This is a genomic window from Bacteroides sp. HF-4919 (assembly GCF_018860125.1).
The window spans coordinates 221,734-238,261 of record NZ_JAHKNF010000007.1 but is presented as its reverse complement, the minus strand read 5'-3'; the positions used below and the strand labels follow the sequence as shown (position 1 = coordinate 238,261).

The window sequence follows — 16,528 nt, the reverse complement described above, 5'->3', positions numbered from 1 at the left end:
AATTCAAGAAAATAGTTCTATCTTTGCGCCCGATTTATATAATCAATATAATGTCTTATTTAATTAAAGAATTACTAAACAATTAATTATTAATGGAAAACTTAAAGAACGTTGCTCCTATTGAAGACTTCAACTGGGATGCGTATGAAAACGGCGAGAGCTTCGCTGGTGCCAGCCACGAAGAACTTGAAAAAGCTTACGACGGTACGCTTAACAAAGTAAATGACCGTGAGGTTGTTGACGGAACTGTAATCGCAATGAACAAACGTGAAGTTGTTGTGAACATCGGTTACAAATCAGACGGTATCATTCCTTTGAATGAATTCCGCTACAATCCTGATCTGAAAGTAGGTGACACTGTAGAAGTATACATCGAAAACCAGGAAGACAAAAAAGGACAGTTGGTTCTGTCTCACAGAAAAGCCCGCGCTACCCGTTCTTGGGATCGCGTTAATGCTGCTCTGGAAAATGAAGAAATTATCAAGGGTTACATCAAGTGCCGCACTAAGGGTGGTATGATTGTTGACGTATTCGGTATCGAAGCATTCTTGCCGGGTTCTCAGATCGACGTGAAACCGATCCGCGACTACGATGTATTCGTTGGCAAAACAATGGAATTCAAAGTTGTTAAAATCAACCAGGAATTCAAAAACGTGGTTGTTTCTCACAAAGCTCTTATCGAAGCTGAACTGGAACAACAGAAGAAAGAAATTATCGGTAAACTTGAAAAAGGACAAGTTCTTGAAGGAACCGTTAAGAATATCACATCTTATGGTGTATTTATTGACCTCGGTGGCGTAGACGGATTGATCCACATCACTGACCTGTCTTGGGGCCGCGTAAGCGATCCGAAGGAAGTGGTTGAGCTGGATCAGAAGTTGAACGTAGTTATCCTCGACTTTGATGACGAGAAGAAACGTATCGCTTTGGGTCTGAAACAACTGACTCCGCACCCATGGGATGCTTTGGATCCGAACCTCCAGGTAGGTGACAAAGTGAAAGGTAAAGTAGTGGTTATGGCTGACTACGGTGCATTTATCGAAATCGCTCCGGGTGTTGAAGGTCTGATCCACGTATCAGAAATGTCATGGTCACAGCACCTGCGTTCTGCACAGGACTTCATGAAAGTCGGTGACGAAGTAGAAGCTGTAGTTCTGACTCTGGATCGTGAAGAACGTAAGATGTCTTTGGGTATCAAACAACTGAAACAAGATCCTTGGGAAACTATCGAAGAAAAATATCCTGTAGGTTCTAAACATACTGCTAAGGTTCGTAACTTCACTAACTTCGGTGTATTCGTAGAAATCGAAGAAGGTGTTGACGGATTGATCCACATCTCTGACCTGTCTTGGACTAAGAAGGTTAAACACCCGTCAGAATTTACTCAGATTGGTGCTGACATTGAAGTTCAGGTACTGGAAATCGATAAAGAAAACCGTCGTCTGAGCCTTGGTCACAAACAACTTGAGGAAAATCCTTGGGATGTATTTGAAACAGTATTTACTGTAGGTTCTGTACATGAAGGTACAATCATCGAAATGTTGGATAAGGGTGCTGTAGTTGCTCTTCCTTACGGCGTTGAAGGTTTCGCTACTCCGAAACACCTCGTTAAAGAAGACGGTTCACAGGCTCAGATGGACGAGAAACTGGAATTCAAAGTAATCGAGTTCAACAAAGACGCTAAGAGAATCATCCTGTCTCATAGCCGCATTTTTGAAGATGTTGCCAAGGCAGAAGAAAGAGCTGAGAAGAAAGCTGCTTCTAACGCAAAGAAATCTTCTAAGAGAGAAGAAACTCCTGCTATCCAAAATCAGGCTGCTTCTACTACTTTGGGTGATATCGATGCTTTGGCTGCTTTGAAAGAACAGCTGGAAGGTAAGAAGTAATTCAAATCTTTCATAGATTGATATAGAAGGGTATCTCATTCAATGGGATACCCTTCATTTTTTTGTATGTTGAATCATTGCGCTGAACTTTAATTGTCTATCTTTGCAAATACAGTTTGAAAGATGGAAAAATTTGAATTACATATATTGGGTTGTGGGTCCGCATTGCCTACTACCCGGCATTTTGCCACTTCGCAGGTAGTCAACTTGCGTGATAAACTTTTTATGATCGATTGCGGAGAAGGGGCACAGATGCAATTGCGTAAGTCGCGGTTGAAATTTTCGCGGCTGAACCATATCTTCATTTCGCATCTGCATGGTGATCATTGCTTCGGATTGATGGGGCTTATTTCCACTTTCGGGTTATTGGGGCGCACGGCAGAGTTACATATCCATTCTCCAAAAGGATTGGAGGAGTTATTGGCTCCTATGCTTAATTTCTTTTGCCATACGTTGGCATATAAAGTCATTTTCCATGAATTTGACACCAGACAAGCGTCGGTGATTTATGAAGACCGTTCGATGACAGTCACCACCATCCCGCTCCAGCACCGTATTCCCTGTTGTGGCTTTTTGTTTGCGGAAAAGGCCCGGCCGAACCATATTATCCGTGATATGATCGATTTCTATAAAGTACCGGTCTATGAACTGAATCGGATAAAGAACGGTGCAGACTACATAACTCCGGAAGGAGAAGTGATTGCTAATGTGCGCTTGACCCGCCCCTCGGATCCTCCCAGACGGTATGCCTATTGCTCGGATACGATTTTCCGGCGGGAGATTGCGGAACAGATCTCAGGTGTTGACTTGCTTTTTCATGAGGCTACATTTGCCGAATCGGAACTGGCACGTGCTAAAGAAACGTACCATACTACAGCCGCCCAAGCCGGCCGGATAGCTGTGGAAGCCGGTGTACGGCGATTAGTGATCGGTCATTTCTCTGCCCGCTACGAAGATGAAAATGTTTTGCTGAAAGAAGCTTCGGCTATCTTTCCGGATACTATACTTGCAAAAGAAAACTTGTGTATAAGTCTTTAATTTCGGGAGACCGATTAAACCTTTGTTGAATAGAATTGTCTAAAATAACATATACGAATTACAAACGAACCTATGAACCCTTATAATGAACGAGAGGTTTTGGCACTCCTTCAGGATGAGAGGACACAGAAGCAGGGATTTGAGCAGATCGTTTCGCAGTATAGCGAACAATTATACTGGCAGATCAGGCGGATGGTACTTTCACATGACGATGCCAATGACCTTCTTCAAAATACTTTCATTAAGGCATGGATAAACATTGACTATTTCCGGGCTGAGGCAAAGCTGTCTACCTGGCTTTACCGTATTGCCCTGAACGAATGTATCACTTTCCTGAATAAACAACGGGCTATGAATACAATTGCCATTGACGATCCGGAGGCCGACGTGACTCAGAAACTGGAGAGCGATCCTTACTTCTCGGGGGATCGGGCAGAGTTATTGCTTCAGAAGGCATTGCTGACCCTTCCTGAAAAGCAACGGATGGTGTTCAACCTGAAATATTATCAGGAAATGAAATATGAAGAGATGTCGGAGATATTCGGCACTTCGGTGGGGGCTTTGAAAGCTTCTTATCACCATGCCGTGAAAAAAATCGAGAAGTTTTTGGAGGAGGCTGATTAAACCTTTTAATATGCATAATGTCTAAGAAGAAGAGAGGAGAAGAACGTATGAAAGAAGAAGATAACATATTGAAGAAAGTGGGGAGGGAGAATTCCTTTAAAGTACCTGAGGGATACTTTGAAAACTTGACTTCAGAGGTGATGGGTAAACTTCCGGAAAAAGAGAAGCCTGCTTTTGAAGAAGTGAAGCAACCCACAATGTGGACCAGGGTGAAACCTTTATTCTATATGGCGGCTATGTTTATAGGAGCTGCATTGATTATCCGTGTGGCTTCTTCAAATCACCAGCCGGCAACGGTGGATGATCAACTGACTGCAAATGATGCAGGAACCGAAATTGTTTCGGATGAATATATTGATGTAGCACTGGATCGCTCGATGCTGGACGATTACTCTTTGTACGTCTATCTCAGTGATGCTACAGCTGAATAAGTAAACTAAACTGATTTAATAAAGCAAAATGAAGAAACTGATTATTCTATTGATTATAGTTTGTAGTTGTATCCCGGCACTGAATGCCATGGGAGATCCTAACCAACATTTGTCACCCGAAGAATTCAGGGCCAAACAACGAGCATTTATAACAGAAAAAGCCGGTCTGACTAAGGAAGAGGCAGCAAAGTTCTTTCCGGTTTACTTTGAATTACAGGACCGGAAAAAACAACTGAATGACGAGGCCTGGAAGTTGCTTCGTAGCGGTAAAGATGATAAAACCACTGACGCACAATATGGAGAAATATTGGAAGGGGTATACGATGCCCGTATCGCTTCAGACCGTCTGGATAAAACTTATTTTGAGAAGTTTAAAAAGATACTTCCGTGTAAGAAAATTTATCTGATACAGCGAGCAGAAATGCGTTTTCACCGAGAGTTGTTGAAAGGGGTTCGTGATAACAAAGGAAAGAAAAAATAGAATGAAAAATTGCTCTCCTGCAAGAGCGGGAGAATTTACCACAGACTTAACGGATTGCACAGATAAACACTAATTGGGGATATTTATTGATCCGTCAATTACATACTCTGCGCAATCCGTTAGTTTGCAGTGGAATTTTGGTATTATCCTTTTAGAGGAGAGAGGACTTTTTACAGTCCTTTCTTTTTGGCTTCATCCCAGATTGCATCCATTTCTGCGAGAGACATCTCTTTCAGGTTTTTGCCTTCCTTAATGGTGTGTTCTTCCAGATAGTTGAATCGGCGGATGAATTTTTGGTTTGTACGTTCTAAGGCATTGTCCGGGTTGATCTTGTAGAGACGGGCAGCGTTGATGAGGCTGAACATGACATCACCGAATTCGGCTTCCGCCTTATCTTTGTCCATATGGGCTATTTCTACCTGAAATTCTGCAATTTCTTCTTTGACTTTTTCCCAGACTTGCTCTTTTTCTTCCCAATCGAATCCTACATTACGTGCTTTGTCCTGCATCCGGTAAGCTTTGATAAGTGAGGGCAGGGCAGTAGGGACTCCGCTTAATACAGTTTTATTTCCGTCCTTTTCCTTTAGTTTCAGCTGTTCCCAGTTTTCGGATACTTGTCCGGCTGTGTCGGCTTTTACTTCTCCGAAAACATGTGGATGGCGGAAAATCAGTTTTTCGCAGAGTTTGTCACAAACATCTTTCATGTCGAAATCACCGGTTTCTGAGCCTATTTTTGCATAAAAGGCCACGTGCAGCAATACATCTCCCAACTCTTTACAAATATCTTTTTTGTCATCGCGCATCAATGCGTCGCACAATTCGTAAGTCTCTTCGATAGTATTGGGGCGCAGACTTTCGTTGGTCTGTTTGCGATCCCAGGGACATTTTACCCGAAGTTCGTCGAGTATATCCAGGAAGCGCCCGAAGGCTTCCATCTGTTCTTCTCTTGTATGCATGTTTATTCTTTATTTGATTCTTTTTTCCATTCGTTGTATGAAATCAGCAGACCGATGACTTCCGAATAGTTTTTCCGTCCGCTTTCTATTTTGTTTCCTTTCAGATATAAGTCATATATCCAATCTTGAATATCACCTATCAACGGGCTATATTTAGCCATCCAATACTCTTGATCCTTCCGGGCGAGTTCGATGATTTCCGGACGTATCCGACTGAATAATTCCCGGTATTCATTTTCTGTCATCAATCTGCGGGCATTAGCAAGCACATGTCCCAGGATAGAGAAGTAACCGCTAAAGCGGATTTCTCTATTTGTAGAACGTGTGCAGACCTGATAGGCGTAAAAGTTGGCTTCCGCTTCACTGGTGATACCCAATAAGTGGGCCAGTTCATGCGTATAGGTTGCTGGATATTGTGGAGGTAACAAGTCACCATTCAGCGTGAACTCACAGAAAAACGGTCCCATGCTTCCTGTTACTCCTACCATTGAAATAAGTGGAGTGAACAACATTGTTTTGACCTGTGGCATGGAGTGTGGAGGATGGTGTACGCCGAGACTGTCACTGATCAGACTGTACTGGCTGACTGCCTCTTTACAGATGGTTTCCTTGTCGATCCGGGTTATGGGAACGTATGATTCATTCAGTAAATAGATGTATTGGTTTACAAAGTGGTCAAAATTTTCCGGAGTATAGGTAATATATGGTATCCCTGTACGCTCATAGAAGTTTCTTTGCGAATAGTTGAGTCCCCATGCCAGGTAAAACCATACATAGATCCATGCCAGATATTCCGTATCCCTTCTCAGGATTGTTTTCCAGCTTAACTTTTGGCGGATGCGTGCGTATATCGGATAAAGAATAATCCCTGTAATACTGAATGCTATGAACAGGTCACCCAAAGCAAAAGGAAAGAAATTGGAAAAACCGGACAGGACGTACGAGATAACAGGATAGACCGAGCGTGCATATCCTTCCCCCATTGCCGGGATCGCCTGAGTGACCCAGACAAGGATAATTAAAGTTCCTAAAACAGAGTACCGTATGACTCGCTTTTTGCTTTTCATTGCTACTTCTTTCTTTCGAGGAACAAAAGTACATATTCCTGTCCCTATATTCTACTTATTTTTATTAATTTTGCGCCAATCTTTCGCAATAAACTAATAAAATAGATATATACAACATGGAATTAGCAAGTAAGTACAACCCTGCTGACGTGGAGGGAAAGTGGTATCAGTATTGGCTGGACCATAAATTATTCAGTTCGAAACCCGATGGACGTGAACCTTACACCATCGTTATTCCGCCCCCTAACGTCACCGGTGTGCTGCATATGGGACACATGCTTAATAATACCATTCAGGATATCCTCGTTCGTCGTGCACGTATGGAAGGCAAGAATGCTTGTTGGGTGCCGGGAACCGACCATGCCTCTATCGCTACCGAAGCAAAGGTGGTGAATAAGTTGGCTGCACAGGGTATTAAAAAGACTGATCTGACTCGTGACGAGTTTCTGAAGCATGCTTGGGCATGGACAGATGAACATGGTGGGATTATCCTGAAACAGCTCCGTAAGTTGGGGGCATCCTGTGACTGGGACCGTACTGCTTTTACTATGGACGAAAAGCGTAGCGAAAGTGTGCTGAAAGTATTTGTAGACCTTTACAAGAAGGGACTTATTTACCGTGGCGTGCGTATGGTAAACTGGGACCCGAAGGCATTGACAGCTTTGTCTGACGAGGAGGTGATTTACAAAGAGGAGCATGGAAAGCTGTATTATCTGAGATATAAGGTAGAGGGTGAAGACAGTTATGCCGTTGTTGCGACTACTCGTCCGGAGACGATTATGGGCGATACCGCTATGTGTATCAATCCGAATGACCCGAAAAATCAGCACCTGAAAGGTAAGAAGGTTATTGTTCCGCTGGTAGGCCGTGTCATCCCAGTGATTGAAGATGATTATGTAGATATCGAATTCGGTACAGGATGTCTGAAAGTGACTCCGGCACATGACGTGAATGACTATATGCTGGGTGAGAAGTATAACTTGCCAAGTATTGATATTTTCAATGATAACGGGACTATCAGCGAAGCTGCCGGTATGTATATCGGTATGGACCGTTTTGAAGTTCGCAAACAGATTGAGAAAGATCTTGAAGCCGCCGGATTACTTGAAAAGACGGAGGCATATACCAATAAAGTCGGCTATTCTGAACGTACCAATGTAGTGATAGAGCCTAAACTCTCTATGCAGTGGTTCCTTAAGATGGAGCATTTGGCTCAGATTGCCCTTGAGCCGGTGATGAAGGATGAGATTAAGTTTTATCCTGCCAAATATAAAAATACTTATCGTCATTGGATGGAGAACATCAAAGACTGGTGTATCAGCCGTCAGTTGTGGTGGGGACACCGCATCCCGGCTTACTTCCTTCCGGAAGGCGGATATGTAGTAGCCGTTACTGACGAAGAAGCATTGAAATTGGCTAAAGAAAAAACAGGAAACGATCATCTGACAATGGCTGACCTTCGTCAGGATGAAGATTGTCTGGATACTTGGTTCTCTTCCTGGCTGTGGCCTATTTCTTTGTTCGATGGCATCAATAATCCGGGTAACGAAGAAATTAACTATTACTATCCTACCAGTGACCTGGTGACCGGTCCGGATATTATCTTCTTTTGGGTGGCCCGCATGATTATGGCAGGCTATGAGTATGAAGGTAAAATGCCGTTTAAAAATGTATATTTTACGGGTATTGTCCGCGACAAATTGGGACGTAAAATGTCCAAGTCGCTCGGCAACTCACCGGATCCGTTGGAGTTGATAGAGAAATACGGAGCAGATGGTGTACGTATGGGGATGATGCTTTCGGCTCCTGCCGGAAACGACATTCTTTTTGATGATGCACTTTGCGAACAGGGACGTAATTTCTGCAATAAAATATGGAATGCTTTCCGACTGGTGAAAGGTTGGGAGAATGGAATGGGAACAATCGATATTCCGGCGGATGCACACCTGGCTGTACAATGGTTTGACCAAAGACTGGATGCTGCCGCAGTTGAGGTAGCCGATTTATTCAGCAAGTACCGTTTGAGCGAAGCGTTGATGCTGATTTATAAACTGTTCTGGGATGAATTTTCTTCATGGTTGCTTGAAATCGTGAAACCGGCTTATGGACAGCCTGTAAACGGATTTATCTATTCAATGACTTTGAGTGCTTTCGAACGTCTGTTGGCTATGCTCCATCCCTTCATGCCATTTATCACGGAAGAATTGTGGCAGCAGTTGCGTGAGCGTGAGCCGGGGGCAAGCCTGATGGTAGAACCGTTGGCAGAAGTCGGGGAAGTGAACGAGGAGTTCTTGAAACAATTCGAAACGGCTAAAGAGATAATCAGTAGTGTGCGTGCCATCCGTTTGCAAAAGAATATTGCAATGAAAGAACCGCTTGAGTTACAAGTGGTAGGAGTAAACCCGGTAGAGAAAATGAACCCTGTTATCTTTAAAATGTGTAACTTGTCTGCTATTCAGGTAGTGGATGTAAAAGCTGACGGAGCTTCTTCATTCATGATCGGAACGACTGAGTTTGCAGTACCCTTGGGCAATATGATCGATGTGGAAGCTGAGATAGCACGTATGGAAGCCGAACTGAAACATAAACAGGGCTTCTTGCAGGGTGTTTTGAAGAAACTCAGCAATGAGAAATTCGTGAGTAATGCACCGGCTGCCGTTATTGAAATGGAACGCAAGAAACAGGCTGATGCCGAAAGTATCATTAAATCGCTCAAAGAGAGTATTGCATCTCTGAAAAACGCGTAAGAAAGTCTTTTTAGAAGATAAATATAAAAGGGCACTCTAAAATAATAGGGTGCCTTTTTCTGTATACGAATAATAATGATACCTTTGTTACCGATTTTAGCAATCGACCGTTACAAATGAAACAAATACAATTCAGATACTTCTGTTTCCTTCTGATTCTGTTGGGAGGAATGAACTGTCGGCTATCGGCTCACAAGGACAGGTCCGGTGAAGATGTGTTGTTTCTGAATTCTATTAACTTTAATCTTCCCTGGGCAAAAAGTATATATTGGTATGTACATCAGGAATTGCAGAAGGAAGATATTTCCGTAACGGCCGAATCTCTGTCTGTACCGGCCCTTTGTAGCCGTAAAGAGGCAACTGCAATTGTAGAACAGTTACGTCGAAAGCATGATATACCTCCTCGATTGGTTGTTTTTATAGGTGACCCGGGATGGATTGTCTGTCGGGAGCTTTTTGATGATGAATGGAGAGATGTGCCAGTCATCATTACTAATGCCCGGGACCGCTTGCCGGCAACACTTGATGTTTTGCTGTCTCACGAACCGTTGACTGAAACCAATACCGTTCCGGCTAAAGAATGGCGCAAAGGATATAATGTGACTACATTGGGGCAAACGTATTATGTAAAAGAGACTATCGAACTGATGCGGCAAGTGATGCCCGGGATGAAACGAGTTGCTTTTATATCCGATGACCGATATATCAGTGAGGCAGTTCGTGGCGATGTCAGTCAGGCTGTGGGCAGATACTTCCCGGAGCTAAGTCTGGAGCAGTTGTCAACCAAAAATATTTCTACTGAAATGCTGCTCGATACTTTGAGCGGATATGATAAAAACACCGGATTGATTTATTATTCGTGGTTTGAATCGCATAACCAAGACGACAATAACTATTTGTTTGATCATATTCAGGAGATTATTACCCGATTTGTGCACTCTCCCCTGTTTTTGCTGGCTGCTGAGGATTTATCCAATAACACATTTGCGGGAGGGTATTATGTATCGGTGGAGTCATTCGGAGATTCATTATTGCAACTGATTGAACGTGTGTTGAAAGGAGAGCAACCCCGCGAAATTCCGTCTGCATTAGGGGGTGAGCCGGCCGCTTATCTTTGTTATCCGGCTTTGCAGTCCTACCAAATCCCTGTTTCGCTTTATCCGGAAGGGGCTGTATATGTAAATCTTCCTATGAGTTTCTTTGAGCAGTATAAAAAGGAGATTTTACTAACGGTATTTGTTGTGCTTCTGGTAGCAGGTGCCATTGGCTTTTATATTCATATTCTTAAGAAAACTCATCAACGCCTGGAAGAGGCGCGTCTGAAAGCGGAGGAGGCTAATCAATTAAAATCAGCTTTTCTTGCGAATATGAGTCATGAAATACGTACCCCTCTGAATGCTATTGTCGGTTTTTCAAACCTGCTTTCGCAGGTAGAAGATAAAGAAGAGATGAAAGAATATGCCGATATCATTGAAACCAATACAGATCTTCTGCTTCAACTGATCAGCGATATTCTGGACATGTCGAAGATCGAGTCCGGAATGTATGATTTTCATATAACCCGTGCGGATGTCAATCAAATGATGTCGGAGATAGAACAAGTGGGTAAACTGCGTATCAAATCGGAAGAACTCGTTCTAACTTTTGACGAACAATTGCCCCAATGTATTTTATATACTGATAAGAATCGGCTGACACAAGTCATTATTAATTTGTTGACCAATGCGATTAAGTTCACTTCCGGAGGGGAGATACGGATGGGATATCGGTTGAAAGATGCCGCAACATTATATTTTTATGTGTCTGATACAGGCTGTGGCATGTCTACCGAACAGTGTGAGCATGTGTTTGAACGTTTTGTCAAATATAATCCTTTTATACAAGGTACCGGGCTGGGACTATCTATCAGCCGGATGATTATTGAAAAACTGGGAGGTGAGATCGGGGTTACTTCTGAGGTTGGTAAAGGCTCTCTTTTTTGGTTTACTTTACCCTACCGGACTTCTGTATAGTATTTGCTGAATGCTCCGCTGTTTTAACGCAGCAGGAAGGATAGCAGGACGGGCAGATAATCTTTCAGATCGATGCGCAGTTGTTTCAGTGCCTGCTGAATCCGGTAATCTATCGTTTTGGGAGATACTCCTAAGCGTTCGGCTATTTCGTTGTAGGTCAGATTCTGGAAACGATTGAGCTCGAATGCTTCGCGGATATTTTCCGGGAGTCGTGCCAAAGCTTCTTCTATTTTCTCGGTTAATTCTTGCATGACGTAGAAATCGGGATCATCATACTGTGATTGGAGATTGTCGAAAATCATCTTTTCGATTCTTTGTTTGACTTCGTTCCGATTGATAAGAGTCAGGCAACGATTTTTAACAGCTTTGAACAAGTAACTTTTCAAAGAAGTTTCAAATGCCTGCATCTCTTTATTTTCCCAAAGCCAGACCATTACATCCGATACAATCTCCTGTCCGTCGTCCGGTTCCACAAACAGCCTGGCGTAAGCGCACAAGGCGGGATAGTGCCGGAGAAACAGCGCTTCAAATGCGTCTTCATTTCCCTGTTGTATCTGATAAAAAAGAATTTCGTCGCTTGTTGTATGCGATGTATTGTTGTGCATGTAAACCCTCGTTTTGGGCAAAAATAATATTTTTTTCAAAAAAAATACGTTTTTAGGTTAGGAGATTTCTGATTTCATTCGTCTTATCTATAAAAGCACGAATTATGGATGAATCCTATTACATAAATGAGTCAATTCTTTTAAGCTATTTTGCCGGGGAGCTTCCTGCTGACAGACAAAAGGAGGTAGAAGAGTGGATCGCTACTTCGGAGGAGAATACGAAGACAGCACGGGATATTTTTCAGCTTTACCGGGCAGCCGATGCATTGAACTACATGAAGCATGTAGATTCTGTTGGGGTTTTCCATCAGGTAAAGGACCGAATACACAAACATCAACATAGAATTTCATGGATGGTGTGGGGGCAGCGTATTGCTGCTTGTTTGGCTTTGCCGCTGCTTGCCACCACCCTTTATCTGATTTTGAAAAACTCCCCCGTGGAGTATGTGGAGATACGGACAAATCCCGGTATGGTTGCTGAAGCGAATCTGCCGGATGGAACTAAAGTTTGGCTGAACTCGGGATCTTCACTTAAACATCCTACCAGGTTTACAGGAGATATACGTAACGTAGAACTTGATGGAGAGGCTTACTTTGAGGTGCATAGAGATAAGAGTAAGCGATTTATTGTTAATACGCCTTTCCGTATTCAGACTGAGGTTTTGGGTACGGAGTTCAATATAGAGGCTTATCGGACGGACAGTGTGGTAAGAACTACCTTAGTATCGGGCTCTGTGAAATTGTCATTTCTGGGTGAGGGTGACAAGCAACGGACCTTTGTGATGAAGCCTGATGAGGAGTTTATCTATAATCCGGAAACACGTGCAGTGAGGACCGACAAACCTTATGTGAAAACTTATACGGCCTGGAAAGACGGTCAGGTGGTATTTAGGAATACCCCGCTGTCTGAGGCTTTGAAAATACTTACCAAGCGGTTTCATGTGGAGTTTATCGTAAAAGATTCTACTCTTTATGGAAATTCATTTACCGGAGTATTCAGCGAACAGCACTTACCTCTGATTCTTGAACACTTCAGGCTTGCTTCGGGCATACAGTATAGATTTATAGAACTGGAACATAACACACAGCAGACAATACAGCAGAAAATGAAAATAGAGCTATATTGACCATTTGAATATTAAACTTTTAAAATCTGATACCTATGACAACACGTCCACCTTAAAACAAAAAAACATACAGGAAAATATTGGCGTATTTTCCTGTATGAAAGTCCACCGTCCGCTTGTTTGGCGACAAGTTGTGCGGTTAATAGAATTTTTTAAATCAAAATCACTACAAATCTATGACAATTTACTTAAACTTCCAATTTTTCGGGAGGCAGAATATCTTTTCGCTTCTGAAAAAAATACCTTTGTGTATGAAACTATCAGCGATCATGTTGTTTGTCTTTGCCAGTATGGCATTTGCGGCTAAGGGTTATAGCCAGTCAGTACGTGTGACATTGAATGTCAGCAACAGCAGTCTTCAGAAAGTGCTGGATGAAATAGAGAAGCAGTCGGAATACCACTTTTTCTATAATAATAAGCAGGTGGATATCTCTCGGAGTGTGACTATTAAAAGTACTCAAAAAGAGATCAGCCAAGTTTTGAATCAGCTGTTTGCTGGTACGGATATCGGTTATAAAATATTGGAGAATAGTATTATCCTGTCTCCTAAACAGATTTTGGAAACGACTGCTGCACAACAGCAGACCACTAAAAAGATAAAGGGACTGGTTACTGATGAGGCCGGTTTACCCATTATCGGAGCTAATATTAAAGAAAAGGATTCCGGAAACGGGACGATTACAGATGTCAACGGTAACTTTAGTCTTTCTGTAGGAACTAAAAGCTCAATTATCATTTCGTATATCGGGTACATCACCAAAGAAGTTCCTGTGGGTAATAATACTTCACTTACTGTTCGGTTGGCCGAGAACACGAAACTGCTCGATGAGGTTGTTGTAACGGCATTAGGTATCAAGCGCGAAGAGAAGGCTCTGGGGTATGCCGTGCAAAAAGTGGACGGAGATCGGCTGGCTGCTGTAAAAACAGTGAATGTTGCTACTTCGTTAACGGGCAAGATTGCCGGATTGAATGTAAAAAACAGTACAGAGTTCAATACAGCTCCTTCACTCTCGTTGCGTGCATCTGCCCCCCTGTTAGTTATCGACGGTGTACCTTATGGTAATGTGGGATTGAATGATATAGCAGCTGATGACATCGAATCGGTTGATGTCCTGAAAGGAGCTACGGCTTCGGCACTCTATGGTGCCCGTGGAGGTGCCGGTGCAGTGATGATTACCACTAAAAAAGGTAAGGAAGAAGGATTGAATGTGACTGTAAACAGCAGTACCATGTTTGCAGCCGGATATCTGAGAAAGCCGGAGGTACAAACTTCATATAGTTCCGGGTCACAGGGGACTTATTCCACCGGAGGATATGTATGGGGAGACAAACTGGACATCGGACGTACAGCATTGCAATATGATCCGTATACTCACGAATGGGTGGATATGCCTTTGGTTTCGAAAGGTAGAAATAACTTAAAGAACTTTCAAGAATTGAGTTTGGTGACAAACAACAATGTAAGTGTATCCCAGAAAGGTAAATATGGTAGCGTACGTACTTCATTGACCCATGTATATAACAAAGGGCAGTATCCGAATCAAAAATTGAATAAGATTACTTACTCAGTATCGGGCGATATGAAATGGAAGAAATTTTCTTTTGACGGAGGTCTGACTTATAACAAACGTTTCTACCCCAACGATATGGGAGCCGGATATGGTGGAAGTGGTTTCCTTTATAATTTGTTGGTATGGTCAGGGGCTGAGTATGATATACGGGACTATAAAAATTACTGGATTAAACAGGATGAACAGCAGAACTGGATGGATACCAAATGGTATGATAATCCATATTTCATTGCGAACGAAATTACGCGTTCAAGCGATTATGATTTGATTAACGGATATCTTTCTGCCAATTATGATTTTACTCCTTGGTTGAACTTATCACTGCGTTCGGGGCTGGACTCGTATTCACAGAAAAAAGAGTGGCGGAATGCTGTAAGTGCTGTGGGTGGTTGGCATAAACAGGGTTATTATGGTCTGCAACGCTTAGGCGGATATAGTTTAAACAATGACTTGATACTGTCTGCCGATCATAAATTCGGTAGTTTCAATGTCGATGGTTTCGTGGGTGGAAACGTTTATTACTGGAAGAGTGATAATATTTTGGCTGAAACACAAAATGGTCTGAAAATTCCGGGATATTACTCATTGAAATCATCTGTAGACCCGTTGAAAACAACCAGTGGTATTACTAAAAAACTGGTGACCAGTGTATATGCAAAAGCTTCTGTTTCGTGGAAGAGTACTTTATTTCTGGATGTAACGGGACGTAATGACTGGTCATCTTCCTTGCCGTCGGAGACACGATCTTATTTCTATCCGTCTGTGGCCAGCAGTGTTGTGCTTTCGCAGTTTATCCCAATGCCTAAATTTATTGATTTCTGGAAAGTGAGAGGTGCATGGACACAAACTAAGAGTGACCTGGGAGTATATGATACTAACAATACTTATAGTGTGTCTACCGATTTGTGGAATGGTGAGAGTGCTGCATATTATCCCACATCTATCCGTGGTGTTGCGGTGAAACCTTCGGCTACACGTTCTTATGAAATCGGTACGGCAGTCCATATGTTTAAAAATCGTCTGAAAGTAGACTTTACTTATTATAATAAGCTCTATTACAATCTGACTCGTAGTGCCGGCATCAGCAACTCTTCTGGATTTACGTCTACATTGATCAACATTGATGAAGAATATGTGGGTCGTGGGGTAGAATTGACCCTGTCAGGCGATATTATCAGAACAAGAGACTGGAACTGGGAATCGGCTTTCAACTGGTCACGTGACCGTTGGTATTATACCAAAATAGACCCGGTATATTCTACACAGAAGCCTTGGGTAGCTGCCGGTAAACGTTGGGATTGGTACGGAATTTACGATTGGGAACGCGATCCTCAAGGAAATATTATCAATTACAATGGTTATCCTAAACAGAGCGATTACCAGTCGGTTATCGGTTATGAATATCCTGATTGGATATGGGGCTGGACGAATACGATAACTTACAAGAATTTCACTCTCTCCTTTACACTTGACGGACGGGTAGGAGGTATGGCACACTCGAAAACCAATCAGGCGATGTGGAACTCGGGAGCACATATTGATTCGGACAATCAGTGGCGATATGATGAAGTGGTGAATAAGAAGACCAATTTTGTAGGTACCGGGGTGAAAGTCGTTTCCGGGAGTGTAGATTACGATTCGAACGGAAAAATTATCCATGACGATCGAGTATTTGCTCCGAACGACGTACAAGTATCTTACGAGTCGTATATGAAAAGTACTAACCCGTATATAGGTACCGTGACACGTCAGAATGTATTTGACGAGACGTTCTTCAAACTGCGTGACCTCTCGCTGAGCTATCAGATGCCTAAGTCTGTTTGCAACAAACTGCATATGAAAGGTTTGACACTGGCTTTTGTCGGACAAAATCTGTTTGTATGGACTAAAGAGTTCCGCTTTACCGATCCCGACAGTGACTCAGATAACCTAAGTTCTCCGTCCACTCGTTATTTAGGCTTTAATGTAAAATTGGATTTTTAA

The 16,528-nt window shown here is 42.6% G+C and carries 12 protein-coding genes; 9 read left to right on the top strand and 3 right to left on the bottom strand.

The window, feature by feature from the left end; translation table 11 throughout:
• Positions 1 to 92 precede the first annotated feature (92 nt).
• The 5 genes from rpsA (at position 93) to KO473_RS13865 (ending at position 4,460) form a co-directional block, all read left to right on the top strand.
• A complete protein-coding gene (gene rpsA, locus KO473_RS13885) occupies positions 93 to 1,886 on the top strand; it encodes a 30S ribosomal protein S1 (RefSeq protein ID WP_005775782.1) in 1,794 nt (597 codons plus the stop codon).
• A 123-nt stretch (positions 1,887 to 2,009) separates the two neighbouring features.
• The gene (locus KO473_RS13880; RefSeq protein ID WP_005818659.1) at positions 2,010 to 2,924 is read left to right on the top strand and encodes a ribonuclease Z; all 915 of its coding nucleotides are present in this window, start codon (positions 2,010 to 2,012) and stop codon (positions 2,922 to 2,924) included.
• A gap of 72 nt (positions 2,925 to 2,996) precedes the next feature.
• Complete coding sequence (locus KO473_RS13875) at positions 2,997 to 3,548, top strand: RNA polymerase sigma factor (protein ID WP_005810008.1); 552 nt, start codon at positions 2,997 to 2,999, stop codon at positions 3,546 to 3,548.
• 17 nt (positions 3,549 to 3,565) lie between these two features.
• Positions 3,566 to 3,979: a hypothetical protein gene (locus KO473_RS13870; protein WP_005818660.1), complete on the top strand. Its 414-nt coding sequence runs from the start codon at positions 3,566 to 3,568 to the stop codon at positions 3,977 to 3,979.
• Between the two features lie 28 nt (positions 3,980 to 4,007).
• A complete protein-coding gene (locus tag KO473_RS13865) occupies positions 4,008 to 4,460 on the top strand; it encodes a hypothetical protein (protein WP_005775786.1) in 453 nt (150 codons plus the stop codon).
• Positions 4,461 to 4,630: 170 nt separating this feature from the next.
• Here KO473_RS13865 and mazG read toward each other — a convergent pair whose 3' ends face one another.
• Entirely contained in the window at positions 4,631 to 5,416 is a 786-nt protein-coding gene (gene mazG, locus KO473_RS13860; protein WP_005775787.1) for a nucleoside triphosphate pyrophosphohydrolase, read from the bottom strand.
• 2 nt (positions 5,417 to 5,418) lie between these two features.
• A complete protein-coding gene (locus tag KO473_RS13855; protein ID WP_005818662.1) occupies positions 5,419 to 6,483 on the bottom strand; it encodes a DUF3810 domain-containing protein in 1,065 nt (354 codons plus the stop codon).
• Positions 6,484 to 6,599: 116 nt separating this feature from the next.
• On the opposite strand from KO473_RS13855, the gene KO473_RS13850 reads away from it, so the two are divergent.
• Together KO473_RS13850 and KO473_RS13845 are read left to right on the top strand one after the other, a co-directional pair.
• Positions 6,600 to 9,230 carry a valine--tRNA ligase gene (locus tag KO473_RS13850; protein ID WP_005818663.1) on the top strand — a complete coding sequence of 877 codons (2,631 nt, stop codon included), beginning with the start codon at positions 6,600 to 6,602 and terminating at the stop codon, positions 9,228 to 9,230.
• 116 nt (positions 9,231 to 9,346) lie between these two features.
• Positions 9,347 to 11,242, top strand: coding sequence for an ATP-binding protein (locus KO473_RS13845; RefSeq protein WP_005818665.1), 1,896 nt, complete (start codon positions 9,347 to 9,349; stop codon positions 11,240 to 11,242).
• Positions 11,243 to 11,265: 23 nt separating this feature from the next.
• Here KO473_RS13845 and KO473_RS13840 read toward each other — a convergent pair whose 3' ends face one another.
• Positions 11,266 to 11,847 carry an RNA polymerase sigma-70 factor gene (locus tag KO473_RS13840; RefSeq protein WP_005775793.1) on the bottom strand — a complete coding sequence of 194 codons (582 nt, stop codon included), beginning with the start codon at positions 11,845 to 11,847 and terminating at the stop codon, positions 11,266 to 11,268.
• A 104-nt stretch (positions 11,848 to 11,951) separates the two neighbouring features.
• Between KO473_RS13840 and KO473_RS13835 the strand changes: the two genes are divergently transcribed.
• Together KO473_RS13835 and KO473_RS13830 are read left to right on the top strand one after the other, a co-directional pair.
• Complete coding sequence (locus KO473_RS13835; protein ID WP_005818669.1) at positions 11,952 to 12,974, top strand: FecR family protein; 1,023 nt, start codon at positions 11,952 to 11,954, stop codon at positions 12,972 to 12,974.
• 251 nt (positions 12,975 to 13,225) lie between these two features.
• Entirely contained in the window at positions 13,226 to 16,528 is a 3,303-nt protein-coding gene (locus KO473_RS13830) for a SusC/RagA family TonB-linked outer membrane protein (protein ID WP_122130467.1), read from the top strand.

Excerpts from the sequence above, each read along its gene's own strand:
- KO473_RS13880 (WP_005818659.1), top strand. The coding sequence starts at position 2,010 with ATGGAAAAATTTGAATTACATATATTGGGTTGTGGGTCCGCATTGCCT.
- KO473_RS13865 (WP_005775786.1), top strand. The coding sequence starts at position 4,008 with ATGAAGAAACTGATTATTCTATTGATTATAGTTTGTAGTTGTATCCCG.
- rpsA (WP_005775782.1), top strand. The coding sequence starts at position 93 with ATGGAAAACTTAAAGAACGTTGCTCCTATTGAAGACTTCAACTGGGAT.
- KO473_RS13850 (WP_005818663.1), top strand. The coding sequence starts at position 6,600 with ATGGAATTAGCAAGTAAGTACAACCCTGCTGACGTGGAGGGAAAGTGG.
- mazG (WP_005775787.1), bottom strand. The coding sequence starts at position 5,416 with ATGCATACAAGAGAAGAACAGATGGAAGCCTTCGGGCGCTTCCTGGAT.
- KO473_RS13840 (WP_005775793.1), bottom strand. The coding sequence starts at position 11,847 with ATGCACAACAATACATCGCATACAACAAGCGACGAAATTCTTTTTTAT.
- KO473_RS13835 (WP_005818669.1), top strand. The coding sequence starts at position 11,952 with ATGGATGAATCCTATTACATAAATGAGTCAATTCTTTTAAGCTATTTT.
- KO473_RS13855 (WP_005818662.1), bottom strand. The coding sequence starts at position 6,483 with ATGAAAAGCAAAAAGCGAGTCATACGGTACTCTGTTTTAGGAACTTTA.
- KO473_RS13845 (WP_005818665.1), top strand. The coding sequence starts at position 9,347 with ATGAAACAAATACAATTCAGATACTTCTGTTTCCTTCTGATTCTGTTG.
- KO473_RS13875 (WP_005810008.1), top strand. The coding sequence starts at position 2,997 with ATGAACCCTTATAATGAACGAGAGGTTTTGGCACTCCTTCAGGATGAG.
- KO473_RS13830 (WP_122130467.1), top strand. The coding sequence starts at position 13,226 with ATGAAACTATCAGCGATCATGTTGTTTGTCTTTGCCAGTATGGCATTT.
- KO473_RS13870 (WP_005818660.1), top strand. The coding sequence starts at position 3,566 with ATGTCTAAGAAGAAGAGAGGAGAAGAACGTATGAAAGAAGAAGATAAC.